This window comes from Streptomyces sp. NPDC050997, from assembly GCF_040660135.1.
In the GTDB taxonomy this organism is placed as follows: Bacteria; Actinomycetota; Actinomycetes; order Streptomycetales; family Streptomycetaceae; genus Streptomyces.
On sequence record NZ_JBFAGK010000026.1, the window covers coordinates 38,798 to 60,620 of the forward strand.

The following is a 21,823-nucleotide window of genomic DNA, read 5'->3' on the forward strand; positions in this document are numbered from 1 at the left end:
CCGATCCCGACCGATCCGGTCCGATCCGGACCGGTCGTCCCCTCAGCACTCGATGATGTTCACCGCGAGCCCGCCCCGGGCCGTCTCCTTGTACTTGACGCTCATGTCCGCGCCGGTTTCCTTCATCGTCTTGATGACCTTGTCGAGGGACACCTTGTGGGAGCCGTCGCCGCGCATCGCCATGCGGGCGGCGGTGACCGCCTTCACCGCGGCCATGCCGTTGCGTTCGATGCAGGGGATCTGGACCAGGCCGCCGACCGGGTCGCAGGTCAGGCCGAGGTTGTGTTCCATGCCGATCTCAGCGGCGTTCTCGACCTGTTCCGGGGATCCGCCGAGCACCTCCGCGAGCGCGCCCGCGGCCATCGAGCACGCCGAACCGACCTCGCCCTGGCAGCCGACCTCGGCGCCGGAGATGGACGCGTTCTCCTTGAAGAGCATGCCGATCGCACCGGCGGCCAGCAGGAAACGGACCACTCCGTCCTCGTCGGCGCCCGGCACGAAGTTGATGTAGTAGTGCAGGACGGCGGGGATGATCCCCGCGGCCCCGTTGGTGGGCGCGGTCACCACCCTTCCGCCCGCCGCGTTCTCCTCGTTCACGGCCATCGCGTAGAGCGTGATCCACTCCATCGCGTGCGCCAACGGGTCGCCCGCCGCGCGCAGTTGGCGTGCGGAGACGGCCGCGCGGCGACGGACCTTCAGGCCGCCCGGCAGGATGCCCTCGCGGGACATGCCGCGCGACACGCACGCCTGCATCACCCGCCAGATCGCCAGCAGCCCCTCGTGGATCTCCTCCTCGGTGCGCCAGGCCCGCTCGTTCTCCAGCATCAGCGCGGAGATCGACAGACCCGTCTCCTGCGTCAGGCGCAGCAGCTCGTCGCCTGTGCGGAAGGGGTACTTCAGGACCGTGTCGTCCAGCTTGATGCGGTCCGCGCCCACCGCCTCCTCGTCCACGACGAAGCCGCCGCCGACCGAGTAGTACGTCTTCGACAGCACCTCCGCACCCGCCGCGTCGTACGCCCACAGGGTCATGCCGTTCGCGTGGTACGGGAGGGTCTCGCGGCGGTGCAGGACCAGGTCGTCGTCGTAGCGGAAGGGGATCTCGTGCTCGCCGAGCAGGCGGATGCGGCCCGTCTCCCTGATCCGCGTCACCCGGTCGTCCGCCGACTCCACGTCCACCGTGCGCGGTGACTCGCCCTCCAGGCCGAGCAGCACCGCCTTGGGCGTGCCGTGGCCGTGTCCGGTCGCGCCCAGGGAGCCGTACAACTCGGTGCGCACGGAGGCGACCTGGTCCAGCACCTCCTCGTTGCGCAACCGGCGGGCGAACATGTGGGCCGCGCGCATCGGGCCGACCGTGTGGGAGCTGGACGGGCCGATGCCGATCGAGAACAGGTCGAAGACCGATATGGCCACGGTGACTCCTCAGTACGGGTGGTGCGGGGTGCCGCACACACCTCTCAGTGTGCGCGGCACCCGGGAAAAGGAACTACTTGCCCAGACCGGGATACAGCGGGTGCTTGCCGGCGAGCGCTGCGACCTGGGCCTTCAGCGCCTCGACGGGGGCACCCTCGAAGGGGGCGGGCGCCTTCAGGGTCTCGGCGATGACGTCCGCGACCTCGGCGAAGTCCTCGGCGGTGAAGCCGCGGGTGGCGAGGGCGGGCGTACCGATCCGCAGGCCCGAGGTGACCATCGGCGGACGGGGGTCGTCGGGAACGGCGTTGCGGTTGACCGTGATGCCGACCTCGTGGAGCCGGTCCTCGGCCTGCCGGCCGTCCAGCTCGGACTCGCGCAGGTCGACCAGGATCAGATGCACGTCGGTGCCGCCGGACAGCACGTTCACACCGGCCTCGCGGGCGTCCGGCGCGATGAGACGCTCGGCGAGGATCCGCGCGCCGTCGACCGTACGGCGCTGACGCTCCTTGAAGTCCTCGCTCGCGGCGACCTTGAAGGAGACCGCCTTGGCCGCGATCACGTGCTCCAGTGGGCCGCCCTGGAAGCCCGGGAAGACGGACGAGTTCAGCTTCTTCGCGAAGTCCTTCTTCGCGAGGATGATCCCGCCGCGCGGGCCGCCCAGCGTCTTGTGGGTGGTGGAGGTGACGACGTCCGCGTACGGCACCGGGTTGGGGTGCAGACCGGCCGCGACCAGACCCGCGAAGTGCGCCATGTCCACCCACAGGTGGGCCTCGACCTCGTCGGCGATCCGGCGGAACTCGGCGAAGTCCAGTTGCCGCGGATACGCCGACCAGCCCGCGATGATCACCTTCGGCCGGTGCTCCTTGGCGAGCCGCTCCAGCTCGGCCATGTCGACCAGGCCGGTCTCGGCGTCCACGTGATAGGCGACCACGTCGAACTGCTTGCCGGAGAAGTTCAGCCGCATCCCGTGGGTCAGGTGGCCGCCGTGCGCCAGATCCAGACCGAGGATGGTGTCGCCGGGCTGGGCCAGCGCGAACAGGGCAGCCTGGTTGGCGGAGGCGCCCGAGTGGGGCTGCACATTGGCGTACTCGGCGCCGAACAGCTCCTTGACCCGGTCGATCGCGATCTGCTCGGTCACGTCGACGTGCTCGCAGCCACCGTAGTAACGGCGGCCCGGGTAACCCTCGGCGTACTTGTTGGTCAGGACGGAGCCCTGCGCCTCCAGCACCGCGACCGGCGCGAAGTTCTCGGAGGCGATCATCTCCAGGGTGGACTGCTGGCGGACCAGCTCGGCGTCGACGGCGGCGGCGACCTCGGGGTCGAGCTCGTGCAGGGGTGTGTTCAGAACGGACATCAGGTGTACGACTCCTCAGCCGGCGGTGAAGGCGGTGTACTCGTCGACGGAGAGCAGGTCGGCCGGCTCCTTCGCCACGCGCACCTTGAACAGCCAGCCGCCCTCGAAGGGGGCGGAGTTCACCAGCGACGGGTCGTTGACCACGTCCTCGTTGACCTCGGTGACCTCACCGGTCACCGGGGAGTACAGGTCGCTGACCGACTTGGTCGACTCCAGTTCGCCGCAGGTCTCACCCGCGGTCACATCGGCACCGACCTCCGGGAGCTGCACGAAGACGACGTCACCGAGCGCGTTGGCCGCGTGCTCCGTGATGCCGACCGTCGAGACGCCGTTCTCGGCGCCCGACAGCCACTCGTGCTCCTTGCTGTAGCGCAGCTGCTGGGGGTTGCTCATGGCCTGAATTCTCCTGTACGCGGGGGAGTGCTGATGAGTGGGGGTCTGCTGGAAACGTATGTGAGCAGCGGAAAGTGCGCAGGGTCACGCACGCCGACCGCTTTCGGTCGTCGCTACTTCTGACGCTTGTAGAACGGCAGCGCCACGACCTCGTACGGCTCGTGACTGCCCCGGATGTCCACACCGACACCGGACGTGCCCGGTGTCGCGTGCGCCTTGTCGACGTACGCCATCGCGATGGGCCTGCCCAGCGTGGGGGAGGGCGCGCCGGAGGTGATCTCGCCGATCACCCGGCCGTCCGCGACGACCGGGTACCCGGCGCGCGGGACCCGGCGGCCCTCGGCGACGAGGCCGACGAGGACGCGCGGGGGGTTCTGCTCCGAACGGGTGGCGGCCTCCTGGAGGGCCTCGCGGCCCACGAAGTCGCCCTCCTTCTCGAACTTCACCACCCGGCCGAGGCCGGCGTCGAAGGGGGTCAACGACGTGGAGAGCTCATGCCCGTACAGCGGCATGCCCGCCTCCAGGCGCAGGGTGTCCCGGCAGGACAGTCCGCAGGGGACCAGACCGACGCCCTCGCCGGCCTTGGTCAGGGCCTGCCACAGCTCGACGGCGTGCTCGGGCCTCACGAACAGCTCGAAGCCGTCCTCGCCGGTGTACCCGGTGCGGGCGATGAGAGCGGGGACGCCGGCGACGGTGCCGGGCAGGCCGGCGTAGTACTTCAGGCCGTCGAGGTCGGCGTCGGTGAGGGACTTCAGGACACCCGGCGACTCGGGACCCTGCACGGCGATCAGCGCGTACGCGTCCCGGTCGTCACGCACCTCGACGTCGAAGCCGGCGGCACGCTCGGTCAACGCGTCCAGCACCACCTGGGCGTTGGAGGCGTTGGCGACGACCATGTAGTGAGCGGACCCGGCCTCCGTCTCGGCGAGCCGGTAGACGATCAGGTCGTCCAGGATGCCGCCGTCGGCCCGGCAGACCATGGTGTAGCGGGCGCGGCCGACGCCGACGGAGGCGATGTTGCCGACCAGCGCGTGGTTCAGGAAGGAAGCCGCCTGCGGGCCGGTCACCGTGATCTCGCCCATGTGCGAGAGGTCGAAGAGGCCGGCGCGGGTGCGCACGGCGTGGTGTTCGTCGCGCTCGGAGCCGTAGCGAAGGGGCATGTCCCAGCCGGCGAAGTCGGTCATGGTCGCGCCCAGCGAACGATGCAGGGCGTCGAGCGCGGTGTGACGGGGTGCGGTACTGCTCATCGGACGGTCGTCTCCCAAGGCGATGGGGGTACCTCCCGCGCGAGCTCGTTCGAGCATGAGGGAGGGCGAGGTCGTTCCTCCCCATCTGTCATCGGAACCTGAGAGGTTCGTCAGGACCCCGCGAAGCGGTGATCATGACTTGCACCTTGGGTGGAGCCACTGTCGCAGCGGCCCGCTTTTCAGATGTGCCTCGCCCGCGCGGTAACGGGGGCCTGAGAGATTCAAGGGAGGGACTTGCTCCTTCGGCGCCCGGGCACCCGTACGACGAACGTACGACCCGGAACTCTCCCGCGCGGATTCAAGCGGCCGGTATGCAGTTGGCGCCGACATCATTGCACGCCTCGGTCGACTACGGCAGGGCCGCATCTGTGACCGGCTTGTGGCAGGACGAGCACGAAAACACGAGGCACCGCGCATTACCTTCTCTTTACACTCGACGGGGAGGAAATCTCGTGACCACCCCAGGGGAGGACGATCACGGTGAAGAGGACCACGGCGTACGCGACCACCTCGGCCCTCGCGCTGCCTCAGCAGCCGACGGTCCCGGCCACGGAGGCCTGCGGCCCGCTCAGCGCACCCGTCGTCCGCGACCTCCGTGAGCGCGGTGGCCACAGCCCGCACGCACTGCTTTTTGGCCCCCAGGACCTCGTCGTGATCACCGGCCTGCCCGGCAGCGGCAAGTCCACGCTGATGCGGCGCACGGTCAACGGCCTGCGCATCGACTCCCAGGACGCCCGCGACCGCTGGGCGACGCGGATGCCCCGCTTCCTGCCGTACGCGGTCTACCGCCCACTGGTCCGCCTCGCGCACTACGCCGGTCTGCGTCGCGCCCTGCGCTCCGGCGAGGGAGTCGTGGTGCACGACTGCGGTACGCAGGCCTGGGTGCGCGGCTGGCTGGCCCGCGAGGCGCGTCGCCGGGCCGGCACCCTGCACCTGCTGCTGCTCGACGTCACGCCGGACACCGCGCTGGCCGGCCAGCGCGAGAGGGGCCGCGGTGTCTCGCGGTACGCCTTCCTGCGCCACCGGGGTGCCGCCTCCCGCCTGATCGGCTCCGTGGCCAAGGGCGACCTGCCCCCGGGCTGCGGCTCGGCGGTGCTGGTCGACCGGGACGCGGCGAACGTGCTGCGGCGGATCGGCTTCACGGGGTGACCGGGATCGGGTTCGGTGGCCGGATCTGACCGGCCACCCGTCTCTCATGGGTGCCCCGCACCCGTTAGCCTTTCAGCCACAGCAGGCGGTATGCGGTATCAGGCAGGCGGTAGGCAGGCAGATGGACTTCCCGGCGGATCTCCCCGCTGACTTCCCGGGTTTCCCGGCACAGGCACACCCTCATCCGCACGGCGGATGGCCCGGCAACGAGCTGGAGGAGGTGCTGTCCGCCGCCCTCGGCGTCCCCGGGGCGGGCGGACGGATCATCGAGGTGCTCGGCCGCAGCTTCGTCTGGGTGCCGCTGCCCAACGGCGGCGGCCCGCACAGCGGCCCCCTTGACCTGCCCACCCTGGAGATCGAGGGCCAGGTCCATGTCCCGGTGTTCAGCTCCGAGGAGCAGTTCCGCCAGGTCGTCGGCTCGCATCTGTCGTACACCATCGCTCCCGCGGTCGAGTTCGCCCGCGGTCTGCCGCCCCAGGTCGGCCTCGCGGTGAACCCGGACGGCACGGTCGGTGTCCCGTTGCCGCCGGCCGCCGTCGCCGAACTGTGCCGGGTGGGCCGTACCCCGCTGGACGGCCCCGCGGCCGGCGGCCGGGTCCGTCTGTTCGAGCCGGACTGGCAGGACGACCCGGTCGACTTCCTCGCGGCGGCCTCGTCCGAGTTCGCCGCCACGGGCGTGGTGCTCACCGCCCGCCGCTGCCTCGCCGTCATCGAAACGGCCGATCCGGTCATGTTCGTGGGCGTGGAACTGTCCCAGTGGGAGGGCGACTTGCGGCCCCTGCCGATGGAGGCCCTGGCCCGCGCCCTGGGCGCCAGCCCCGTCCAGTGGCCGGTCAACCTGATCCTCCTGGACGTGGCGGACGACCCGGTGGGCCACTGGATGAGGGAGAGCGTGCGGCCCTTCTACCAACAGGGCTACTGATCTACCAACAGGGCCACTGACACAGCTCAACGGCTCAACCCGGCGGAGCGCCTAAGCTGGGTCCCTATCCAGGGGCCACATCACGAAGGGTCGGTAAAAGGTGAGCGCCAGCGGCACCGCGGCCGGGCAGGTCGAGCACATGCTGCGCCAGGTGACGCCCGGGCGTTACGACGCCTACGAGGCACTCCTGCGCGCGCTCGCCACCCCGTCCTCCGGACAGATCTGGATGCTGCTGTGGCACGGCCAGGCCGGTTCCCCCGACGCCCAGTACGGGAACATGCAGGTCGAGGGGTACGGCTACGCCCCGTGCGTCACCTCCGCCCAGGAGCTGTCGGCCAGTGGCTGGAACAGATCGTACGAAGTGATCGACGGGCTCGACGCGGCCCGCACCCTCTACCCCGACCACTACGGCCTCTGGCTCAATCCGCACGCCCCGGGCGGCGGTGTCGGCATCCCCTGGCTCGACCTGCGCCGCATCGCCACCGGCCTGGAACGCCAACCCGCCGGGCCCCTCAGGCTGTCCGAACCCGGCATCGAGATCCCGCAGTTCTACGCCCTGCTCGCCCAGAACGCCCACCGCACCCCGGCCGTCCGCGCCCTGCGCCGCGCCTGGGTGCAGCCCGCGCTGGGGGCGCCGTATCTCGCCGTCGGTCTCGATGTCTACGACACCAGCCCGCCGGCGGTCGACTCGGTGCGCGCGATGATGCAGCAGTCCATCGGTGCCGTCCCGGACGGGCTGCCGGTGTCGACCGTGGCCATGTCCGACGAGTACGACCCGATCGCCCTGTGGATGCGGACCAACGCCCGCCCCTTCTACGACCGTGAGGCCCACGCCGCCCCGGCCCAGGCCCCGGCGACCGGCTACGGCTATCCGCAGGCGGGTGGCCGGTACTGACCGGTTATGAGCGGCAGTTCGGACTTGTGACATAGGTCACTTTAGGGTTAATGATCTTCCTTTGGTTCGCGGCGACAATCCATGCGCGTAGATTGGCGTCGGGTTACCTCGATGCCGCCCGTTTCGCCCCGGTGTCCCAACTTCCATACGTCCGACAGCTGTTACCCGCTGTTCGGATAACGGAATCACCGGTGGAGCATCACGGTTGCGCATCCATTCACCGCCAAGGCTGGCACCTGATCGCCGAGGCGTTGAAGACTCCCGGTCCAAGGGGGGTTGCCCCTTTGAGTTTCATGGAAGATGAAGCCGCTACAGCGGCATGTGCGGGCCGGTCACCGCCGGTTGAGAGGGGTCCCTGCCATGACGGCGCCATTGCACGACACCGCTGCGGAAGCGGCGCCGACCGCTCCAGTCGACCCCGCGGCCTCAGGCGCCCAGAAGGTCGAAGGCCGGTCCCTGAAGCAGATCGCCTGGCACCGCCTGAAGCAGGACAAGGTCGCTCTCGCGGGCGGTGTCACCGTGCTCGTCCTGGTGCTGGTCGCGGTGTTCGCCCCGCTGATCGTCTCGCTGCTCGGACACCCGCCGAACGAGTTCCACCAGGAGGAACTCGACCCGCTGACCAACCTGCCGCAGGGTGCCTGGGGCGGCGTGAGCGGTGACTACCTGTTCGGCGTCGAGCCCAACAAGGGCCGCGACGTCTTCAGCCGCATCGTCTACGGCGCCCGCATCTCGCTCCTCGTGGCGTTCCTCGCCGCCGTGGTCGCGGTGGTGCTCGGGACGCTCTTCGGGATCGTCGCCGGCTACTTCGGCGGCTGGGTCGACGCCGTGATCAGCCGCACCATGGACGTGCTGCTCTCCTTCCCGCAGCTTCTCTTCATCATCTCCCTGGTCTCGGTCCTCCCGGACGACCTGCTGGGGCTGACCGGCTCGGGCGTACGCATCGCCGTCCTGGTCGCGGTCATCGGCTTCTTCGGCTGGCCCTACGTCGGCCGTATCGTCCGGGGCCAGACGCTGAGCCTCCGTGAGCGCGAGTACATCGAGGCCGCGCGCAGCCTGGGCGGTGGCAGGCGGTACATCCTCTTCCGGGAGCTGCTGCCCAACCTGTTCGCGCCGATCATGGTCTACGCGACGCTGATGATTCCGACCAACATCCTCACGGAGGCGGCGCTCAGCTTCCTCGGTGCGGGTGTGCGGCCGCCGACCGCGTCGTGGGGCGGCATGCTGCGCGACGCCCTGCAGACCTACGAGCACGACCCGATGTTCATGGTCTTCCCCGGCGCGACGATCTTCATCACCGTCCTGGCCTTCAACCTCTTCGGTGACGGACTGCGGGACGCTCTCGACCCCAAGGGGACCCGCTGACGCACGACTTGCCCCTGCCGCACCGTCAGGTGGCTCTTTCCATGGTTCTCCGGCACAGGACCGGAACCGCGAATCTCGGAGGATACGAGAAAATGCCCACAGGTTCCCCGAAGCGGCGGCTCGCTGCTGGCGCAGCCCTCGTTGTCGCGGCGCTGGTGACCACCACGGCGTGCGGCGGCGGAGACAGTGACGACAAGGGCGAGAAGGGCGCCGGCTACAGCGCGGCGCTGAACAAGGTCGTCAACGCGTCCACCAAGAAGGGTGGGACGCTGAAGTTCGTCGGCAAGCAGGACTTCGACTCCCTTGACCCACAGCGTACGTACTACGGCATGACGTGGGACTTCATGCGGTTCTTCACCCGCACCCTGGTCACGTACGACACCAAGCCGGGCGAGGCCTCGAACAAGCTGGTCGGCGACCTGGCCACCGGACCCGGCGAGGTCTCGGCCGACGGCAAGACCTACACGTACAAGCTGCGTGACGGCCTCACCTGGGAGGACGGCTCCGCGCTGACCTCCAAGGACATCAAGTACGGCATCGAGCGCATCTGGGCGACGGACACCATCACCGGTGGCCCGGCGTACATCAAGCAGACGCTCGACCCGAAGGGCGAGTACAAGGGCCCGTACAAGGACAAGTCCAAGGACAAGCTGGGCCTGAAGGCGATAGAGACGCCCGACGACCAGACCATCGTCTTCAAACTGCCCAAGCCCAACGGTGACTTCGAGCAGTTCCTGGCCATGCCCACCGGTGCCCCGGTGAAGCAGAGCAAGGACACCGGCGCCAAGTACACGCAGCACCCGTTCTCCTCCGGCCCGTACAAGATCCAGTCGTACAACGCCAACAAGAGCGTGGTGCTGGTCCGCAACACCGCCTGGAAGAAGGCCTCGGACCCGCTCCGCCAGGCCCTTCCGGACAAGATCACCGTGACGATCTCCGCCAACCTGGAGGAGAACGACAAGCGGCTGATGGAAGGTGACTACGACCTCGACGTCAACGGCACCGGCATGACCCAGTCCGGCCGGGTCAGCGCCGTCCAGGACCACAAGTCGAGCGTGGACAACCTCCAGACCTCCTTCGTCCGCTACGTGGCCCTGGTCCAGACGGCGAAGCCGTTCGACAACGTCGACTGCCGCAAGGCCGTCTTCTACGCCACGGACTTCGCCGGTCTGCAGCAGACCCGTGGTGGCGCGATCGCCGGTGGCGACATCGCCAACTCCGTCTTCCCGAAGACGATCCCGGGCTACAGCGACTACGACCCGTACGGCGTCGTCGCCCGCAAGGGCAAGCCGGACGTCGCCAAGGCCAAGGAGTCGCTGAAGGCGTGCGGCAAGCCGTCCGGCTTCTCCACCAAGCTGACCGCCCGCACCAACCAGCCGGGTGAGGTCGACGCGGCCGAGGCCCTGCAGGAGCAGCTCGGCAAGGTCGGCATCAAGGTCGAGGTCGACCCGATCGACGGCGCCCAGTCCTCCAGCATCACCGGCTCGCCGAAGGTCGTGAAGGAGCGCGGCTACGGCATGACGATGAGCGGCTGGGGCCCCGACTTCCCGACCGGCCAGGGCTACGCGCAGCCGCTGTTCGACAGCCGTTTCATCTTCGAGAACGGCAACTACAACGAGTCGCAGATCAAGAACCCGAAGATCGACCAGATCTTCGACGACGCGATCGCGACCACTGACCAGGCCAAGTCCAAGGAGCTGTACGAGCAGCTGAACAAGGTGCTGCTCGACGACGCCGACTGGATGCCGTTCATCTACGAGAAGAACATCTCGTGGCGCGGCAGCCGCCTGACGAACGTCTACTCGTCCGCCGCGTACAACGGCCGCTACGACTACGTGTCCCTGGGCGTCGTGAAGTAGTAGCCGATCGACGTTGCTTGATCCCTTGCCGCCGAATCCCGCCAGTCCGAAGGGCAGGTGATGGCTCTGGTGGCGGTCGGGACCTCCCACAAGGAGGTTCCCGGCCGCCGCCGGGCCGCGCACAGTGCTTGCTTATCTCATCCGGCGTCTGGTCGCCGTTGTCATCATGGTGCTGGTCGTACTGCTCGCGACCTTCACCGTCTTCTACATGCTGCCCAAGTGGGCGGGACAGGACATCGCCGTCCTCTTCGCCGGCAAGGCAACCGGAGCCGAGCAGGTCGAGGGCATCCGAACCAAGCTGGGCCTGGACGATCCGTTGTTCCTCCAGTTCTGGGACTTCGTCAAGGGCATTCCGCTGGGCCGGGACTACGCCAACGGCAGTGACGTCACGCACTGCCCGGCCCCCTGCTTCGGCTACTCCTTCGTCACGGAGGAGCCGGTGTGGAACACGCTGAAGGAGGCGCTGCCGGTCACCGCCGCGCTCGCCGCCGGTGCGTGTGTCCTCTGGCTGATCGCGGGTGTCAGCACCGGCGTCCTCTCCGCGCTCAAGCGGGGCTCCGTCTGGGACCGCGCCGCGATGATCGGCGCCCTCGGCGGCGTCTCCCTGCCGATCTTCTTCACCGGCATGGTGGCGATGGGCATCTTCGTGCACAGCCTCGGGTGGGTGCACATCCAGGACAGCCTCAGTACCGACGACTCCATCGGCGTCTGGTTCGAGACCCTGTTGCTGCCATGGATCGTGCTCGCCCTGCTGAACGCCGCGATGTACGCCCGCCTCACCCGGGCCACCATGCTCGACGTGCTCGGCGAGGACTACATCCGCACCGCCCGGGCCAAGGGGCTCGGGGAACGCGTGGTCATCACCCGGCACGCACTGCGGTCCGCGATGACGCCGATCCTGACCGTCTTCGGTCTCGACATCGGCGTACTGCTCGGCGGCGCCGTCCTGACGGAGTCCACGTTCAACCTCCCCGGCCTCGGTCTCGCCGCGGTCCAGGCCATCAGCAGCAAGGACCTGCCGGTGATCCTCGGGGTGACCTTGTTCGCGGCCCTCGCGATCGCCGTCGCCAACCTCGTCGTGGACCTGCTGTACGCCGTCATCGACCCGCGAGTGAGGCTGGGATGACCGACCTGCACAAGACCGGAGCGGCCGTGGGGGAACCCGTGGCCGGCCGGCCCGCACCCACCGCCTTCCTCGAAGTACGTGACCTGAAGGTGCACTTCCCGACCGACGACGGCCTGGTCAAGTCCGTCGACGGGCTCAGCTTCCAGCTGGAGAAGGGCAAGACCCTCGGCATCGTGGGCGAGTCCGGCTCCGGCAAGTCGGTGACCTCGCTCGGCATCATGGGGCTGCACACCGCCGGTCAGTACGGCAAGAAGAAGGCGCGGATCTCCGGCGAGATCTGGCTGGACGGCACCGAGCTGCTGAGCGCCGACCCGGACGAGGTGCGCAAGCTGCGCGGCCGGGAGATGGCGATGATCTTCCAGGACCCGCTGTCCTCGCTGCACCCGTACTACACGATCGGCCAGCAGATCGTGGAGGCGTACCGGGTCCACAACGACGTGGACAAGAAGACCGCCAGGCGCCGTGCCGTGGAGATGCTCGACCGGGTCGGCATTCCCCAGCCCGACAAGCGGGTGAACAGCTATCCGCACGAGTTCTCCGGCGGTATGCGCCAGCGCGCGATGATCGCGATGTCACTGGTCAACAACCCCGAGCTGCTGATCGCGGACGAGCCGACGACCGCCCTCGACGTGACCGTCCAGGCGCAGATCCTCGACCTCATCCGGGACCTGCAGAAGGAGTTCGGCTCCGCGGTCATCGTCATCACCCACGACCTGGGAGTCGTCGCCGAGCTGGCCGACGACATCCTGGTGATGTACGGCGGTCGCTGTGTCGAGCGGGGTCCCGCCGAGGACGTGTTCTACGAGCCGCGGCACCCGTACACCTGGGGTCTGCTCGGCTCGATGCCGCGCCTGGACCGTGAGCAGCAGGAGCGGCTCATCCCGGTCAAGGGATCCCCGCCCTCGCTGATCAACATCCCGTCCGGCTGCGCCTTCAACCCGCGCTGCCCGTACGCCGACATCCCCAAGGACAACGTCACCCGCACGGTCCGCCCCGAGCTGACCGAGGTCGGTGGGCGGCACTGGGCCGCCTGCCACATGACGCACGAGCAGCGGGAGCGTATCTGGATCGAAGAGATTGCGCCGAAGCTGTGAGCGACGAGAAGGCCGAGAAAGCGGGGACGATTCCCGCGCAGAGCGATGGCAGGCGTCCAGGTGGCGAGGTGCTGCTGAAGGTCACCGGCCTGCAGAAGCACTTCCCGATCAAGAAGGGCCTGCTCCAGCGGCAGGTCGGCGCCGTGCACGCGGTCGACGGCATCGACTTCGAGGTCCGCTCCGGTGAGACCCTCGGGGTCGTGGGCGAGTCCGGCTGCGGCAAGTCCACGATGGGCCGGCTGATCACCCGGCTGCTCGAACCGACCGCCGGCACCGTCGAGTTCGAGGGCAAGGACATCACGCACCTCGGCGTGGGCGGGATGCGTCCGCTGCGCCGTGACGTGCAGATGATCTTCCAGGACCCGTACTCCTCGCTGAACCCGCGCCACACCATCGGCACCATCGTCGGCGCCCCCTTCAAGCTCCAGGGCGTCTCGCCCGAGGGCGGGGTGAAGAAGGAGGTGCAGAGGCTGCTGTCGGTGGTCGGTCTCAACCCCGAGCACTACAACCGGTATCCGCACGAGTTCTCCGGCGGTCAGCGTCAGCGCATCGGCATCGCCCGCGCGCTCGCGCTCAACCCCAAGCTGGTGGTGGCGGACGAGCCCGTCTCCGCGCTGGACGTGTCGATCCAGGCGCAGGTGGTGAACCTGCTGGACGACCTCCAGCAGGAGCTCGGGCTGACGTACGTGATCATCGCGCACGACCTCTCGGTCGTCCGGCACGTCTCGGACCGGATCGCGGTGATGTACCTCGGCAAGATCGTCGAACTCGCCGACCGTGACGCGCTGTACAAGGCGCCGATGCACCCGTACACCAAGGCGCTGATGTCGGCCGTGCCGATCCCGGACCCCAGGCGCCGGGCGGCCAAGAGCGAGCGCATCCTGCTCAAGGGCGACGTGCCCTCGCCGATCTCCCCGCCGAGCGGCTGCCGTTTCCACACCCGGTGCTGGAAGGCGACGGAGATCTGCCGGACCACGGAGCCGCAGCTCGTCGAGCTGAAGCCCGGCCAGCGGGTGGCCTGCCATCACCCGGAGAACTTCGAGGACCAGGCCCCGCAGGAGACGGTGCTGCTCTCCGCCGCCAAGGAGGCGGCGGAACTGGTGCCGGAGGCGGTGCTGGAGGAGTCGGCGGAGACGTCGGCGGCGGTGGCGGCGGAGGTGTCGGCGGAGGTGGCCGAGCCCGCTGAGGTCGCCGAGTCCGCTGAGGTCGCCGAATCCGCGGAGGTCGCCGAGCCCGTCGCGAAGACCGACGGCGCCACGGAGAGCCAGGAGCCAACCGACAAGTAGCGCATGACGAGTTGGCAAAGTCATGCACATGCCGAAACGGGAGAGTGCAGAGTCGTCCGTGTCCGACTTATCGGTACACGTTCGAAGGGACGACTCATGACGCTCTCCCGTTCGGCGCGGTTAGGGGTCCTCGCGACCGCGGCGGCCTCCTTCCTGGTCATCGCCGCCGCCCCCGCACCCGCCCCGGGCACGCCCGGCATCGGTGACTCCTACTTCCCCGACCTCGGCAACGGCGGCTTCGACGCCCTCCACTACTCCCTCGACCTCGCCTACGCCCCGGACACCGACCGTCTCGACGGCCGTACGACGATCACCGCCCGCGCCACCCGAAGCCTGTCCTCCTTCGACCTCGACCTGCAGAAACTGGAGGTCACCAGAGTCGAAGTGAACGGCAGACGGGCCCAGTTCACGCGCGCCGGTGACGAACTGCGCATCACTCCGCGCGCGTCCCTGAGCAAGGGCCGTACCTTCAAGGTCACCGTCACCTACGGCGGTGTCCCCGAGCCTCTCGGTGGCCCCATCGTCTTCGGCTCCGACTACGGCTGGATGAAGACCGACGACGGTGTCTTCGTCGCCTGCGAACCCAACGCCGCCTCCACCTGGTTCCCGTCCAGCGACCACCCCTTGGACAAGGCCGCCTACGACATCCGGATCAAGGCCCCCAAGGGGTTGACCGCGGTCTCCAACGGGCGGCTGGTGTCGACGTACGACAAGGGCGGCTCGACGTACACCCACTGGCGCGAGAAGAAGCCCATGGCGACCTACCTCGCGACCGCGACCATCGGCAAGTTCGACGTGCGGACCGGGAAGACCCCCTCCGGCATCCCGATCTACGTGGCCATCGACCCGGTGCTCGCGAACGCCAACTCCGTCGACGTGTACGGCGTGACCGCCGCCGCGACCGACTACTGGGCGCAGGTCTTCGGGCCCTACCCGTTCGAGGAGACCGGCGCGATCGTCGACGACATGCCGCAGGCCGGGTTCTCGCTGGAGGTGCAGTCGAAGCCGGTCTACTCGGCGGTGCGCAACGAGTCGACCATCGTGCACGAGCTGGCCCACCAGTGGTTCGGCGACTCCGTCTCGGTGGCGCACTGGAAGGACATCTGGCTCAACGAGGGCTTCGCCACCTACGCCCAGTGGCTGTGGGCCGAGCACCAGGGCACCCGCACCGCCCATGACTCGTTCCTGGCCGGGTACAACTCCCGCCCCGCCGACAACGCCTTCTGGCAGACGGTCGTCGGCGACCCGCAGCGCGACACCATGTTCGCCTCCGCCGTCTACCAGCGCGGCGCGATGACCCTCCAGGTGCTGCGCGAACGCATCGGCGACACCGCCTTCTTCAAGCTGCTGCCGACCTGGACGAAGCTGCACCGGTACGGCAACGCCGACACGGACGACTTCATCCGCCTCGCCGAGCGGGTCTCCGGACAGCAGCTGGACGACCTCTTCCAGACCTGGCTGTTCACTACAGGGAAGCCCGCCCTGTAGGTCCTGTGAGCCTTGTGGTCCTTGTATTGCAAGGTGCACCCACCTTCTGAGTAACAATGTGGGGTGCTCCAGCAACTGTTCAGCCCCTCCGTCCAGCACACGCTCGACGTCGTCGGCATCTTCGTGTTCGCCATCTCCGGCGCGCTGCTGGCCGTCCGCAAGAACTTCGACATCTTCGGCATAGCCGTCCTCGCCGAGGTCACCGCGCTGGGCGGAGGGCTGTTCCGCGACCTGGTCATCGGGGCCGTGCCGCCCGCCGCCTTCACGGACCTCGGCTACTTCATCACCCCGCTGTTCGCCGCCCTCCTCGTCTTCTTCCTGCATCCGCAGGTGGAGCGCATCCAGTCGGCGGTCAATGTCTTCGACGCGGCCGGCCTCGGCCTGTTCTGCGTCGCCGGCACCACCAAGGCGTACGAGTACGGCCTCGGCCTCACCTCGTCGACGGTCATGGGCCTGGCCACCGCGGTCGGCGGCGGCGTCCTGCGGGACGTGCTAGCCAACGAGGTGCCGTCGCTGCTGCGCTGGGACCGCGACCTGTACGCGGTCCCGGCGATCGTCGGCGCCACGATGGTCGCGCTGTGTATCCGCTACGGCGCCCTCACCCCGCTCACCAGCGCGTTCGCCGCCCTCACGGCCTTCCTGCTGCGGCTGTTCGCGATGCGCTTCCACTGGCGAGCTCCGCGTGCCTGGCACCGGCGGTCGACGGTACAAGAGGAGTAGTGCCCGCCGCGGGGCGGCTCTGGCCCATCTCCACGGTCAGCCAGCGGAACGAGGGGACCACCTGGGGCCGCCACAGCGCCATGGTGTGCCCGCCCGCGCTCTTCGGGACGTAGACCACATGCACGGTCGTCGGCGCCTTCGCGCTCTGTTCGAGGGCCACGGCCGCCTCGTAGCCGTCGTGCGGCTGGCCGGAGAGGTAGAGCGCGATCCGGGGCGGGGTGCGGGCCTCCCTCAGCCTCACGAGCGGGTCGTTGGTGTTCCGCAGGGCGGGGTTCTGCGCGGTCAGCGAATTGCGTTCGCCGATCGGGTCGTTGTAGCCGGACAGGCTGACCGCGGCCCGGTAGCGGTCGGGGTGGGCGACGGCGAGCTTCGTCGCGCAGTGCGCGCCCGCCGAGTACCCGGCGACCGCCCAGCCCGCCGGAGCGCGCTCGGCGCGGAAGTTGTCCATGACCATCTTCGGCACGTCGACACTGAGCCAGCTGTCGGCGTTCACCGTGCCCGGGATGTTGGCGCAGCCGGTGTCCACCCCGGCCAGCAGGTTGGTGCGCGGCGCGACCAGGATGAACGGCGCGACCCGGCCGTCCCGCATCAGCGGCAGCAACTGCTCGTGCACACGCAGGGATCCGAACCAGGCCTTCGCCGAGCCGGGATAGCCCGGCAGCAACTCCACCACCGGGAACCGGTGATGACGGTAGGCGGGCTCGTCGTACTGCGGCGGCAGCCAGACGTAGACCTCGGCGTTCACGCCCGACACCCGGCCCTTGAGCTGGGTGACCCGCACCCCGCCCGCCGCGCGCATCCCGGACCCGCCGGCCTCCTCGAACGTCTGCCGCACCTTGGGCAGGCGGTGCAACGCGATCCCGCCGGTGCCGTCGGCGCCCAGATCGGCGGCCTGCTGGACGTGGTCGCCGGTGCCGAGCACGTCGCCCCAGTTGTCGTAGAGGTTGTTCTCGTTGTTGACCAGAACGAGGACCAGGGCGACCGCCGTGCCCTGGGCGAACAGCAGCATCAGCACGCGAGCCGCGGCCCGCACGACCCTGGGCCCCCGCAGCCGTGACCACAGCACGAGCGGCAGCACGATCGCGACGACGGCCAGGGCGATCAGGGCGTAGAGGAAGGAAGTCCCGGTGAGGCTCATGCCCCTACAGAGGGAAAGCCGGGGCCATGGGTTTACGGACGAGTACGGACACTTACCGAGATATTGCCGAGGCCTCACCTGGAGAGCGTCACGCGCCCGAAACAGCCAAAGCTACCGCTTAGTAATCAACTGTTGTACCGTTCAGGCATGTCAGAAGCAGCTACCGCGCGCGCCGTGGTCGGCGACAGCGAGTTCGACCGGGACACCGCGCTCACCCCGCGAGAGCCCGGGGTCTACGACATCGACCTCTCCGCCGGCTGGACGATCATCAACGCCGTCAACGGCGGCTATCTGCTGGCCGTCCTCGGGCGCGCGCTCGCGCACGCCCTGCCGCACGACGACCCGTTCACCGTCTCGGCGCACTACCTGACCGCCTCTCGGCCGGGCCCCGCGGTGGTGCGCACCGACGTCGTCCGTACCGGCCGCACGCTCTCGACCGGCCAGGCCTCGCTCTTCCAGTACGACGACCAGGGCCGCGAGATCGAACGCATCCGCGTCCTCGCCTCCTACGGCGATCTGGACTCCCTCCCCGACGACGTCCGTACGACCGCCAGGCCGCCCGCGATCCCGCCCGTCGAGCAGTGCTTCGGCCCCGAGGACGGACCCGCCCCGATGGACGGCAGCTCGGCCATCGCCGACCGGCTGATGCTCAAGCTCGACCCGTCGACGCTGGGCTGGGCGCTCGGCGCGCCCTCCGGCAAGGGCGAGATGCGGGCCTGGTTCGGGCTCGCCGACGGCCGCGACGCCGACCCCCTCTCGCTGCTGCTTGCGGTCGACGCGCTGCCGCCGACCGCCTTCGAGCTCGGGCTGTCCGGCTGGGTGCCCACGGTCGAGCTGACGGTCCATGTCCGCTGCCGCCCGGCGCCGGGCCCGCTGCGGGTGTCGATCACCACGCGCAACCTGGCCGGCGGCTTCCTGGAGGAGGACGCCGAGGTGTGGGACAGCGCGGACCGGCTGGTGGCGCAGTCGCGGCAGCTGGCCAGGGCCAGGCTCGGCTGAGGAAGAACTCGGCCGGTTGTGGGTCGAGTTCCGGCGGCCGGCCGAACGCGGCCGGCCGCGGCGGGCGCCTCTGTCACGGACCTGTACCAGCGGATAGGTGAGGTGTCCGGGGAGAAGTGCAGGTCAGTGCGTTCCCTTTAGAGGCACTTGACCTGGCGCACAGACCCGACACAGGGCAGCCCCAAGGAAGGCCTAAGCGGCGTTGGTTGAGTGCCCGCCTCAGGACTTCCTCATCTTCCTTGGAGTTGTTTCTCATGCAGCGTGTGCGTCTCGTCCCCGCGGTGGCCCTGCTGGCGCTCTCGCCCCTGATCCTGGTGGCCTGCGGCTCGAGTGACTCCTCGTCGTCGGACAGCGGCAACTCCGGTCAGCAGCAGTCCTGTCAGCCGCCGTCCGGAGCGCCGAGCGGCAACCCCTCGGGGAGGCCGAGCGGCGCCCCGTCGGGGGCTCCGTCGGGCGCTCCGTCGGGCGCCCCCACCGGCAATGCGACGGCGAAGCCGACCGGCACGCCGTCGGGGATGCCGAGCGGTGCGCCGGGCGGCGGGCAGGGCGGCCCCGGAGGGGGGCAGGGTGGCGGCTGCGGCGGACCGGGCGCGGGCGGCGGTGGTGGCGCGGCGCCCAGCGGTACCCCCAGTCAGTAGGCACAGCAGGGCTGACGACCGCGCGGGTCGCGCGCAGGGGCGGAACACCCGGCCGACGGGTGGGCCGCCCCTGTGTGGTGTCCGGATCCGGCCCCGTGCGCGTTGTCCGGGTCCGGTCCCGCTCAGTCCAGCCAGTGCCGGCGGCCGATGCTGATGAGCCGCATCTGGCGCTGTGCCACCTGTGTGACCCGCTCCCGTTCCTCCTCCGAGGACTCCTGGGCCTCCAGGAACAGCGAGGCGGTGATCAGCATCTGGTCGACGTAGAGGTTGGCGAGCATCAGGAGGTCGTCGTCGTCCCAGCCGGCGGACTCGGGGTCCTGGGCCAGTTCGTCCCTCACCTCCTGGCCGAATCTCGACAGTTGCTCCCGTATCGCCTCCCGGACCGGCTGGACCCCGCCGTGCCGCTCGCGGGCGATGAACCGGACGTGCGCGGGGTACGCGTCCACGTGATCGGCGATCAGCTCGATGGCGCGCGCGATGCGCTCGCCGCTGTCGTCCGCGCTGGACACCGTCCTCCGGATCATCGGGTGCAGGCTGCCCAGCGCCTCCTCGACCAGGACCACGCCGAGATCCGCGATGGAGCGGAAGTGCCGGTAGAAGGCGGTCGGAGCGACGCCGACGGCGCGCGTGACCTCGCGCAGCCCGAGGCTGCTCAGGCTCTGGTCCTCCAGCAGGGCCAGCGCGGCGTCCAGGAGCGCCTGGCGGGTCTTCTGCTTCTGGACCTGCCGGATGCCGAGAGTGTGACTCATACCATGCAGTTAACAACTGTTCTCTGGAATTGAAAAGTCATGAGGCACGCTAGGGTGGGAAGTCAGTGAACAACTGTAACTACAACCGTTCACCCAAACGTAACGGAGGGGGATCCCCACCATGCTGTTCCTCGTCGCCGCACTCCTGCTGCTCGGCGTGGTCATGGGCACCGTCGCCCACGCGCCGCTGTCCTTCACCCTGATCGCCGCCGCCGTCATCGCCGCCTGGCTCGGCGTCTTCGCGATCCGCGAGCGCCACGGCCGCCGTCGCGGGACGTCCGCGAACTGACGCGACTGACACGACTGACGCGACTGACGCGAACCGGCCAGCCGTCCGCCGTCCGCCGTCCGTCCCGATCGCCCCAAGGAGCTGAACCGTCATGCAACTCACCGCACCGGCCACCGAAACCGCCACCACCACGCGCCGCACCGGCGCCCGCGACGCCAACGGCATGGCCGTCGCGTCCTTCATCCTCGGCCTTCTCGGACTGCTGGTCCTCAACCTCTTCCTCGGCCCGATCGCCATCGCCCTGGCCGGAGCGGCCCTGTGGCGCGGCACGACCCGCAAGGGCCGCGCGTACCTGGGCCTGGGACTGGGCGTGGCGGACCTCGTGGTCCTCGTCACCTTCATGGAGATGGACAACACGGTGTCCTGGAGCTTCTGAGGCCGGCCGAGGAGTCTGTCCGGCTGCCCGGAGACCGCCCGCCGGCGACCCGTAGAATCGGGGCCACCATGGCATACCTCGACCACGCCGCGACCACCCCGATGCTCCCCGAGGCGGTCGAGGCACTCACCGCGCACGTGGGTACCACCGGCAACGCCTCCTCCCTCCACGCGTCCGGCCGTCGCGCGCGGCGATCCGTCGAGGAGGCCCGGGAAACCCTCGCGGAAGCGCTCGGCGCCCGCCCCAGCGAGATCGTGTTCACCTCCGGCGGCACCGAGGCCGACAACCTCGCGGTCAAGGGCCTGTACTGGTCCCGCCGCGACGCCGACCCGGCCCGCACCCGGGTCCTCGCCAGCCCCGTGGAACACCACGCCGTCCTGGACGCCGTCCACTGGCTCGGCGAACACGAGGGCGCCACGGTCGAGTACCTCCCGGTCGACCCGCACGGCCGAGTCCACCCCGAGGCGCTGCGCGAGGCCATCGCCCGCAACCCCGACGACGTGGCCCTCGCCACCGTCATGTGGGCCAACAACGAGATCGGCACGATCCTGCCGGTCCGTGAACTCGCGGCGACCGCGGCCGAGTTCGGCATCCCCCTGCACTCCGACGCAGTCCAGGCCTTCGGCCAGATCCCCCTCGACTTCACCGCCTCCGGCCTCGCCGCGATGACGGTATCGGGCCACAAGGTCGGCGGCCCCTACGGCATCGGCGCCCTGGTCCTCGGCCGCGAGTACACCCCCGTCCCCGTCCTGCACGGCGGCGGCCAGGAGCGGCACGTCCGCTCCGGCACACTCGACGTGCCCGCGATCGCCTCCTTCGCGGTGGCCGGCCGGCTGGCCGCCGAGCAGCGCGAGTGGTTCGCCCGGGAGATCGGCACCCTGCGCGACAGCCTGATCGAGGCGGTTCGTACGGCGGTCCCGGACGCGATCCTCGGCGGCGACCCCGTCGACCGTCTCCCGGCCAACGCCCACTTCACCTTCCCGGGCTGCGAGGGCGACTCGCTGCTGCTCCTGCTGGACGCCCAGGGCATCGAGTGCTCCACCGGCTCCGCCTGCACCGCGGGTGTCGCCCAGCCCAGCCACGTCCTCCTCGCCACCGGCACCGATCCCGACCTGGCCCGCGGCACCCTCCGCTTCTCCCTCGGCCACACCTCCACGGAGGCCGACGTGGAAGCGGTCGCCAAGGTGATCGGCCCGGTGGTGAAACGGGCGCGGGCCGCCGGGCTGACGTGACGTCGCGCCCCACAGAACGTCGCAGCCCCACAGACCTGGCCCGCCATGCGCTGCGCCAGGGGCTGCCGCCGGCACTTCCACTGCCGGCGGCAGCCTG

The 21,823-nt window shown here is 69.5% G+C and carries 21 protein-coding genes and 1 riboswitch; of the genes, 15 read left to right on the top strand and 6 right to left on the bottom strand.

The features are described 5' to 3' along the window. Positions 1-42: 42 nt before the first annotated feature. The 4 genes from AB0H86_RS38155 to gcvT form a co-directional block, all read right to left on the bottom strand. Positions 43-1,410, bottom strand: coding sequence for an L-serine ammonia-lyase (locus AB0H86_RS38155; protein WP_362449643.1), 1,368 nt, complete (start codon positions 1,408-1,410; stop codon positions 43-45). A gap of 73 nt (positions 1,411-1,483) precedes the next feature. Then, on the bottom strand, positions 1,484-2,764 hold the full coding sequence (gene glyA, locus AB0H86_RS38160) for a serine hydroxymethyltransferase (protein ID WP_362449645.1): 1,281 nt from the start codon (positions 2,762-2,764) through the stop codon (positions 1,484-1,486). 15 nt (positions 2,765-2,779) lie between these two features. Continuing rightward, a complete protein-coding gene (gcvH, locus tag AB0H86_RS38165; protein WP_362449647.1) occupies positions 2,780-3,157 on the bottom strand; it encodes a glycine cleavage system protein GcvH in 378 nt (125 codons plus the stop codon). 113 nt (positions 3,158-3,270) lie between these two features. Then, positions 3,271-4,404, bottom strand: coding sequence for a glycine cleavage system aminomethyltransferase GcvT (gene gcvT, locus AB0H86_RS38170; RefSeq protein ID WP_362449649.1), 1,134 nt, complete (start codon positions 4,402-4,404; stop codon positions 3,271-3,273). A 189-nt stretch (positions 4,405-4,593) separates the two neighbouring features. Then, positions 4,594-4,705, bottom strand: a riboswitch (glycine riboswitch). 179 nt (positions 4,706-4,884) lie between these two features. On the opposite strand from gcvT, the gene AB0H86_RS38175 reads away from it, so the two are divergent. The 10 genes from AB0H86_RS38175 to AB0H86_RS38220 all read left to right on the top strand — a co-directional run bounded on the left by AB0H86_RS38175 (position 4,885) and on the right by AB0H86_RS38220 (position 16,305). After that, the gene (locus AB0H86_RS38175; protein ID WP_362449651.1) at positions 4,885-5,553 is read left to right on the top strand and encodes an AAA family ATPase; all 669 of its coding nucleotides are present in this window, start codon (positions 4,885-4,887) and stop codon (positions 5,551-5,553) included. Positions 5,554-5,674: 121 nt separating this feature from the next. Next, positions 5,675-6,475 (top strand): enhanced serine sensitivity protein SseB, encoded by an 801-nt coding sequence (locus tag AB0H86_RS38180; RefSeq protein ID WP_362449653.1) that lies wholly within the window; start codon positions 5,675-5,677, stop codon positions 6,473-6,475. Positions 6,476-6,575: 100 nt separating this feature from the next. Beyond that, positions 6,576-7,370, top strand: coding sequence for an enhanced serine sensitivity protein SseB C-terminal domain-containing protein (locus AB0H86_RS38185; RefSeq protein ID WP_362449655.1), 795 nt, complete (start codon positions 6,576-6,578; stop codon positions 7,368-7,370). 360 nt (positions 7,371-7,730) lie between these two features. Then, entirely contained in the window at positions 7,731-8,732 is a 1,002-nt protein-coding gene (locus tag AB0H86_RS38190) for an ABC transporter permease (RefSeq protein ID WP_362449657.1), read from the top strand. 92 nt (positions 8,733-8,824) lie between these two features. Next, positions 8,825-10,591, top strand: coding sequence for an ABC transporter substrate-binding protein (locus tag AB0H86_RS38195; RefSeq protein ID WP_362449659.1), 1,767 nt, complete (start codon positions 8,825-8,827; stop codon positions 10,589-10,591). A gap of 124 nt (positions 10,592-10,715) precedes the next feature. Beyond that, positions 10,716-11,717, top strand: coding sequence for an ABC transporter permease (locus AB0H86_RS38200; RefSeq protein WP_362449660.1), 1,002 nt, complete (start codon positions 10,716-10,718; stop codon positions 11,715-11,717). After that, positions 11,714-12,811, top strand: a complete 1,098-nt coding sequence (locus AB0H86_RS38205) for an ABC transporter ATP-binding protein (RefSeq protein ID WP_362449662.1) — start codon at positions 11,714-11,716, stop codon at positions 12,809-12,811. The genes AB0H86_RS38200 and AB0H86_RS38205 overlap by 4 nt, the downstream gene beginning before the upstream one ends. Positions 12,812-12,840: 29 nt before the next feature. Then, positions 12,841-14,097, top strand: a complete 1,257-nt coding sequence (locus AB0H86_RS38210; RefSeq protein ID WP_362449772.1) for a dipeptide ABC transporter ATP-binding protein — start codon at positions 12,841-12,843, stop codon at positions 14,095-14,097. Between the two features lie 96 nt (positions 14,098-14,193). After that, complete coding sequence (locus AB0H86_RS38215; RefSeq protein ID WP_362449664.1) at positions 14,194-15,585, top strand: M1 family metallopeptidase; 1,392 nt, start codon at positions 14,194-14,196, stop codon at positions 15,583-15,585. A gap of 63 nt (positions 15,586-15,648) precedes the next feature. Then, a complete protein-coding gene (locus tag AB0H86_RS38220; RefSeq protein ID WP_362449666.1) occupies positions 15,649-16,305 on the top strand; it encodes a trimeric intracellular cation channel family protein in 657 nt (218 codons plus the stop codon). Here AB0H86_RS38220 and AB0H86_RS38225 read toward each other — a convergent pair. Beyond that, complete coding sequence (locus AB0H86_RS38225) at positions 16,214-17,443, bottom strand: alpha/beta hydrolase-fold protein (RefSeq protein WP_362449668.1); 1,230 nt, start codon at positions 17,441-17,443, stop codon at positions 16,214-16,216. The two genes, AB0H86_RS38220 and AB0H86_RS38225, sit on opposite strands and share 92 nt — an antisense overlap. Positions 17,444-17,590: 147 nt before the next feature. Here AB0H86_RS38225 and AB0H86_RS38230 point away from each other — a divergent pair, with 147 nt between their 5' ends. After that, positions 17,591-18,442: a thioesterase family protein gene (locus AB0H86_RS38230; protein ID WP_362449670.1), complete on the top strand. Its 852-nt coding sequence runs from the start codon at positions 17,591-17,593 to the stop codon at positions 18,440-18,442. A gap of 254 nt (positions 18,443-18,696) precedes the next feature. Then, positions 18,697-19,080, top strand: coding sequence for a hypothetical protein (locus AB0H86_RS38235; protein WP_362449672.1), 384 nt, complete (start codon positions 18,697-18,699; stop codon positions 19,078-19,080). Between the two features lie 122 nt (positions 19,081-19,202). Here AB0H86_RS38235 and AB0H86_RS38240 read toward each other — a convergent pair whose 3' ends face one another. Then, positions 19,203-19,829, bottom strand: coding sequence for a TetR family transcriptional regulator (locus tag AB0H86_RS38240; RefSeq protein WP_362449674.1), 627 nt, complete (start codon positions 19,827-19,829; stop codon positions 19,203-19,205). Between the two features lie 121 nt (positions 19,830-19,950). Here AB0H86_RS38240 and AB0H86_RS38245 point away from each other — a divergent pair, with 121 nt between their 5' ends. The 3 genes from AB0H86_RS38245 (at position 19,951) to AB0H86_RS38255 (ending at position 21,726) form a co-directional block, all read left to right on the top strand. Then, positions 19,951-20,118, top strand: a complete 168-nt coding sequence (locus AB0H86_RS38245; protein WP_362449676.1) for a hypothetical protein — start codon at positions 19,951-19,953, stop codon at positions 20,116-20,118. Between the two features lie 91 nt (positions 20,119-20,209). Further along, positions 20,210-20,494 carry a DUF4190 domain-containing protein gene (locus tag AB0H86_RS38250; RefSeq protein WP_362449678.1) on the top strand — a complete coding sequence of 95 codons (285 nt, stop codon included), beginning with the start codon at positions 20,210-20,212 and terminating at the stop codon, positions 20,492-20,494. Positions 20,495-20,562: 68 nt separating this feature from the next. Next, on the top strand, positions 20,563-21,726 hold the full coding sequence (locus tag AB0H86_RS38255; protein ID WP_362449680.1) for a cysteine desulfurase family protein: 1,164 nt from the start codon (positions 20,563-20,565) through the stop codon (positions 21,724-21,726). Positions 21,727-21,823: the final 97 nt, after the last annotated feature.

Excerpts from the sequence above, each read along its gene's own strand:
- glyA (WP_362449645.1), bottom strand. The coding sequence starts at position 2,764 with ATGTCCGTTCTGAACACACCCCTGCACGAGCTCGACCCCGAGGTCGCC.
- gcvH (WP_362449647.1), bottom strand. The coding sequence starts at position 3,157 with ATGAGCAACCCCCAGCAGCTGCGCTACAGCAAGGAGCACGAGTGGCTG.
- gcvT (WP_362449649.1), bottom strand. The coding sequence starts at position 4,404 with ATGAGCAGTACCGCACCCCGTCACACCGCGCTCGACGCCCTGCATCGT.
- AB0H86_RS38180 (WP_362449653.1), top strand. The coding sequence starts at position 5,675 with ATGGACTTCCCGGCGGATCTCCCCGCTGACTTCCCGGGTTTCCCGGCA.
- AB0H86_RS38190 (WP_362449657.1), top strand. The coding sequence starts at position 7,731 with ATGACGGCGCCATTGCACGACACCGCTGCGGAAGCGGCGCCGACCGCT.
- AB0H86_RS38195 (WP_362449659.1), top strand. The coding sequence starts at position 8,825 with ATGCCCACAGGTTCCCCGAAGCGGCGGCTCGCTGCTGGCGCAGCCCTC.
- AB0H86_RS38205 (WP_362449662.1), top strand. The coding sequence starts at position 11,714 with ATGACCGACCTGCACAAGACCGGAGCGGCCGTGGGGGAACCCGTGGCC.
- AB0H86_RS38215 (WP_362449664.1), top strand. The coding sequence starts at position 14,194 with ATGACGCTCTCCCGTTCGGCGCGGTTAGGGGTCCTCGCGACCGCGGCG.
- AB0H86_RS38225 (WP_362449668.1), bottom strand. The coding sequence starts at position 17,443 with ATGAGCCTCACCGGGACTTCCTTCCTCTACGCCCTGATCGCCCTGGCC.
- AB0H86_RS38230 (WP_362449670.1), top strand. The coding sequence starts at position 17,591 with ATGTCAGAAGCAGCTACCGCGCGCGCCGTGGTCGGCGACAGCGAGTTC.
- AB0H86_RS38235 (WP_362449672.1), top strand. The coding sequence starts at position 18,697 with ATGCAGCGTGTGCGTCTCGTCCCCGCGGTGGCCCTGCTGGCGCTCTCG.
- AB0H86_RS38240 (WP_362449674.1), bottom strand. The coding sequence starts at position 19,829 with ATGAGTCACACTCTCGGCATCCGGCAGGTCCAGAAGCAGAAGACCCGC.
- AB0H86_RS38245 (WP_362449676.1), top strand. The coding sequence starts at position 19,951 with ATGCTGTTCCTCGTCGCCGCACTCCTGCTGCTCGGCGTGGTCATGGGC.
- AB0H86_RS38250 (WP_362449678.1), top strand. The coding sequence starts at position 20,210 with ATGCAACTCACCGCACCGGCCACCGAAACCGCCACCACCACGCGCCGC.
- AB0H86_RS38255 (WP_362449680.1), top strand. The coding sequence starts at position 20,563 with ATGGCATACCTCGACCACGCCGCGACCACCCCGATGCTCCCCGAGGCG.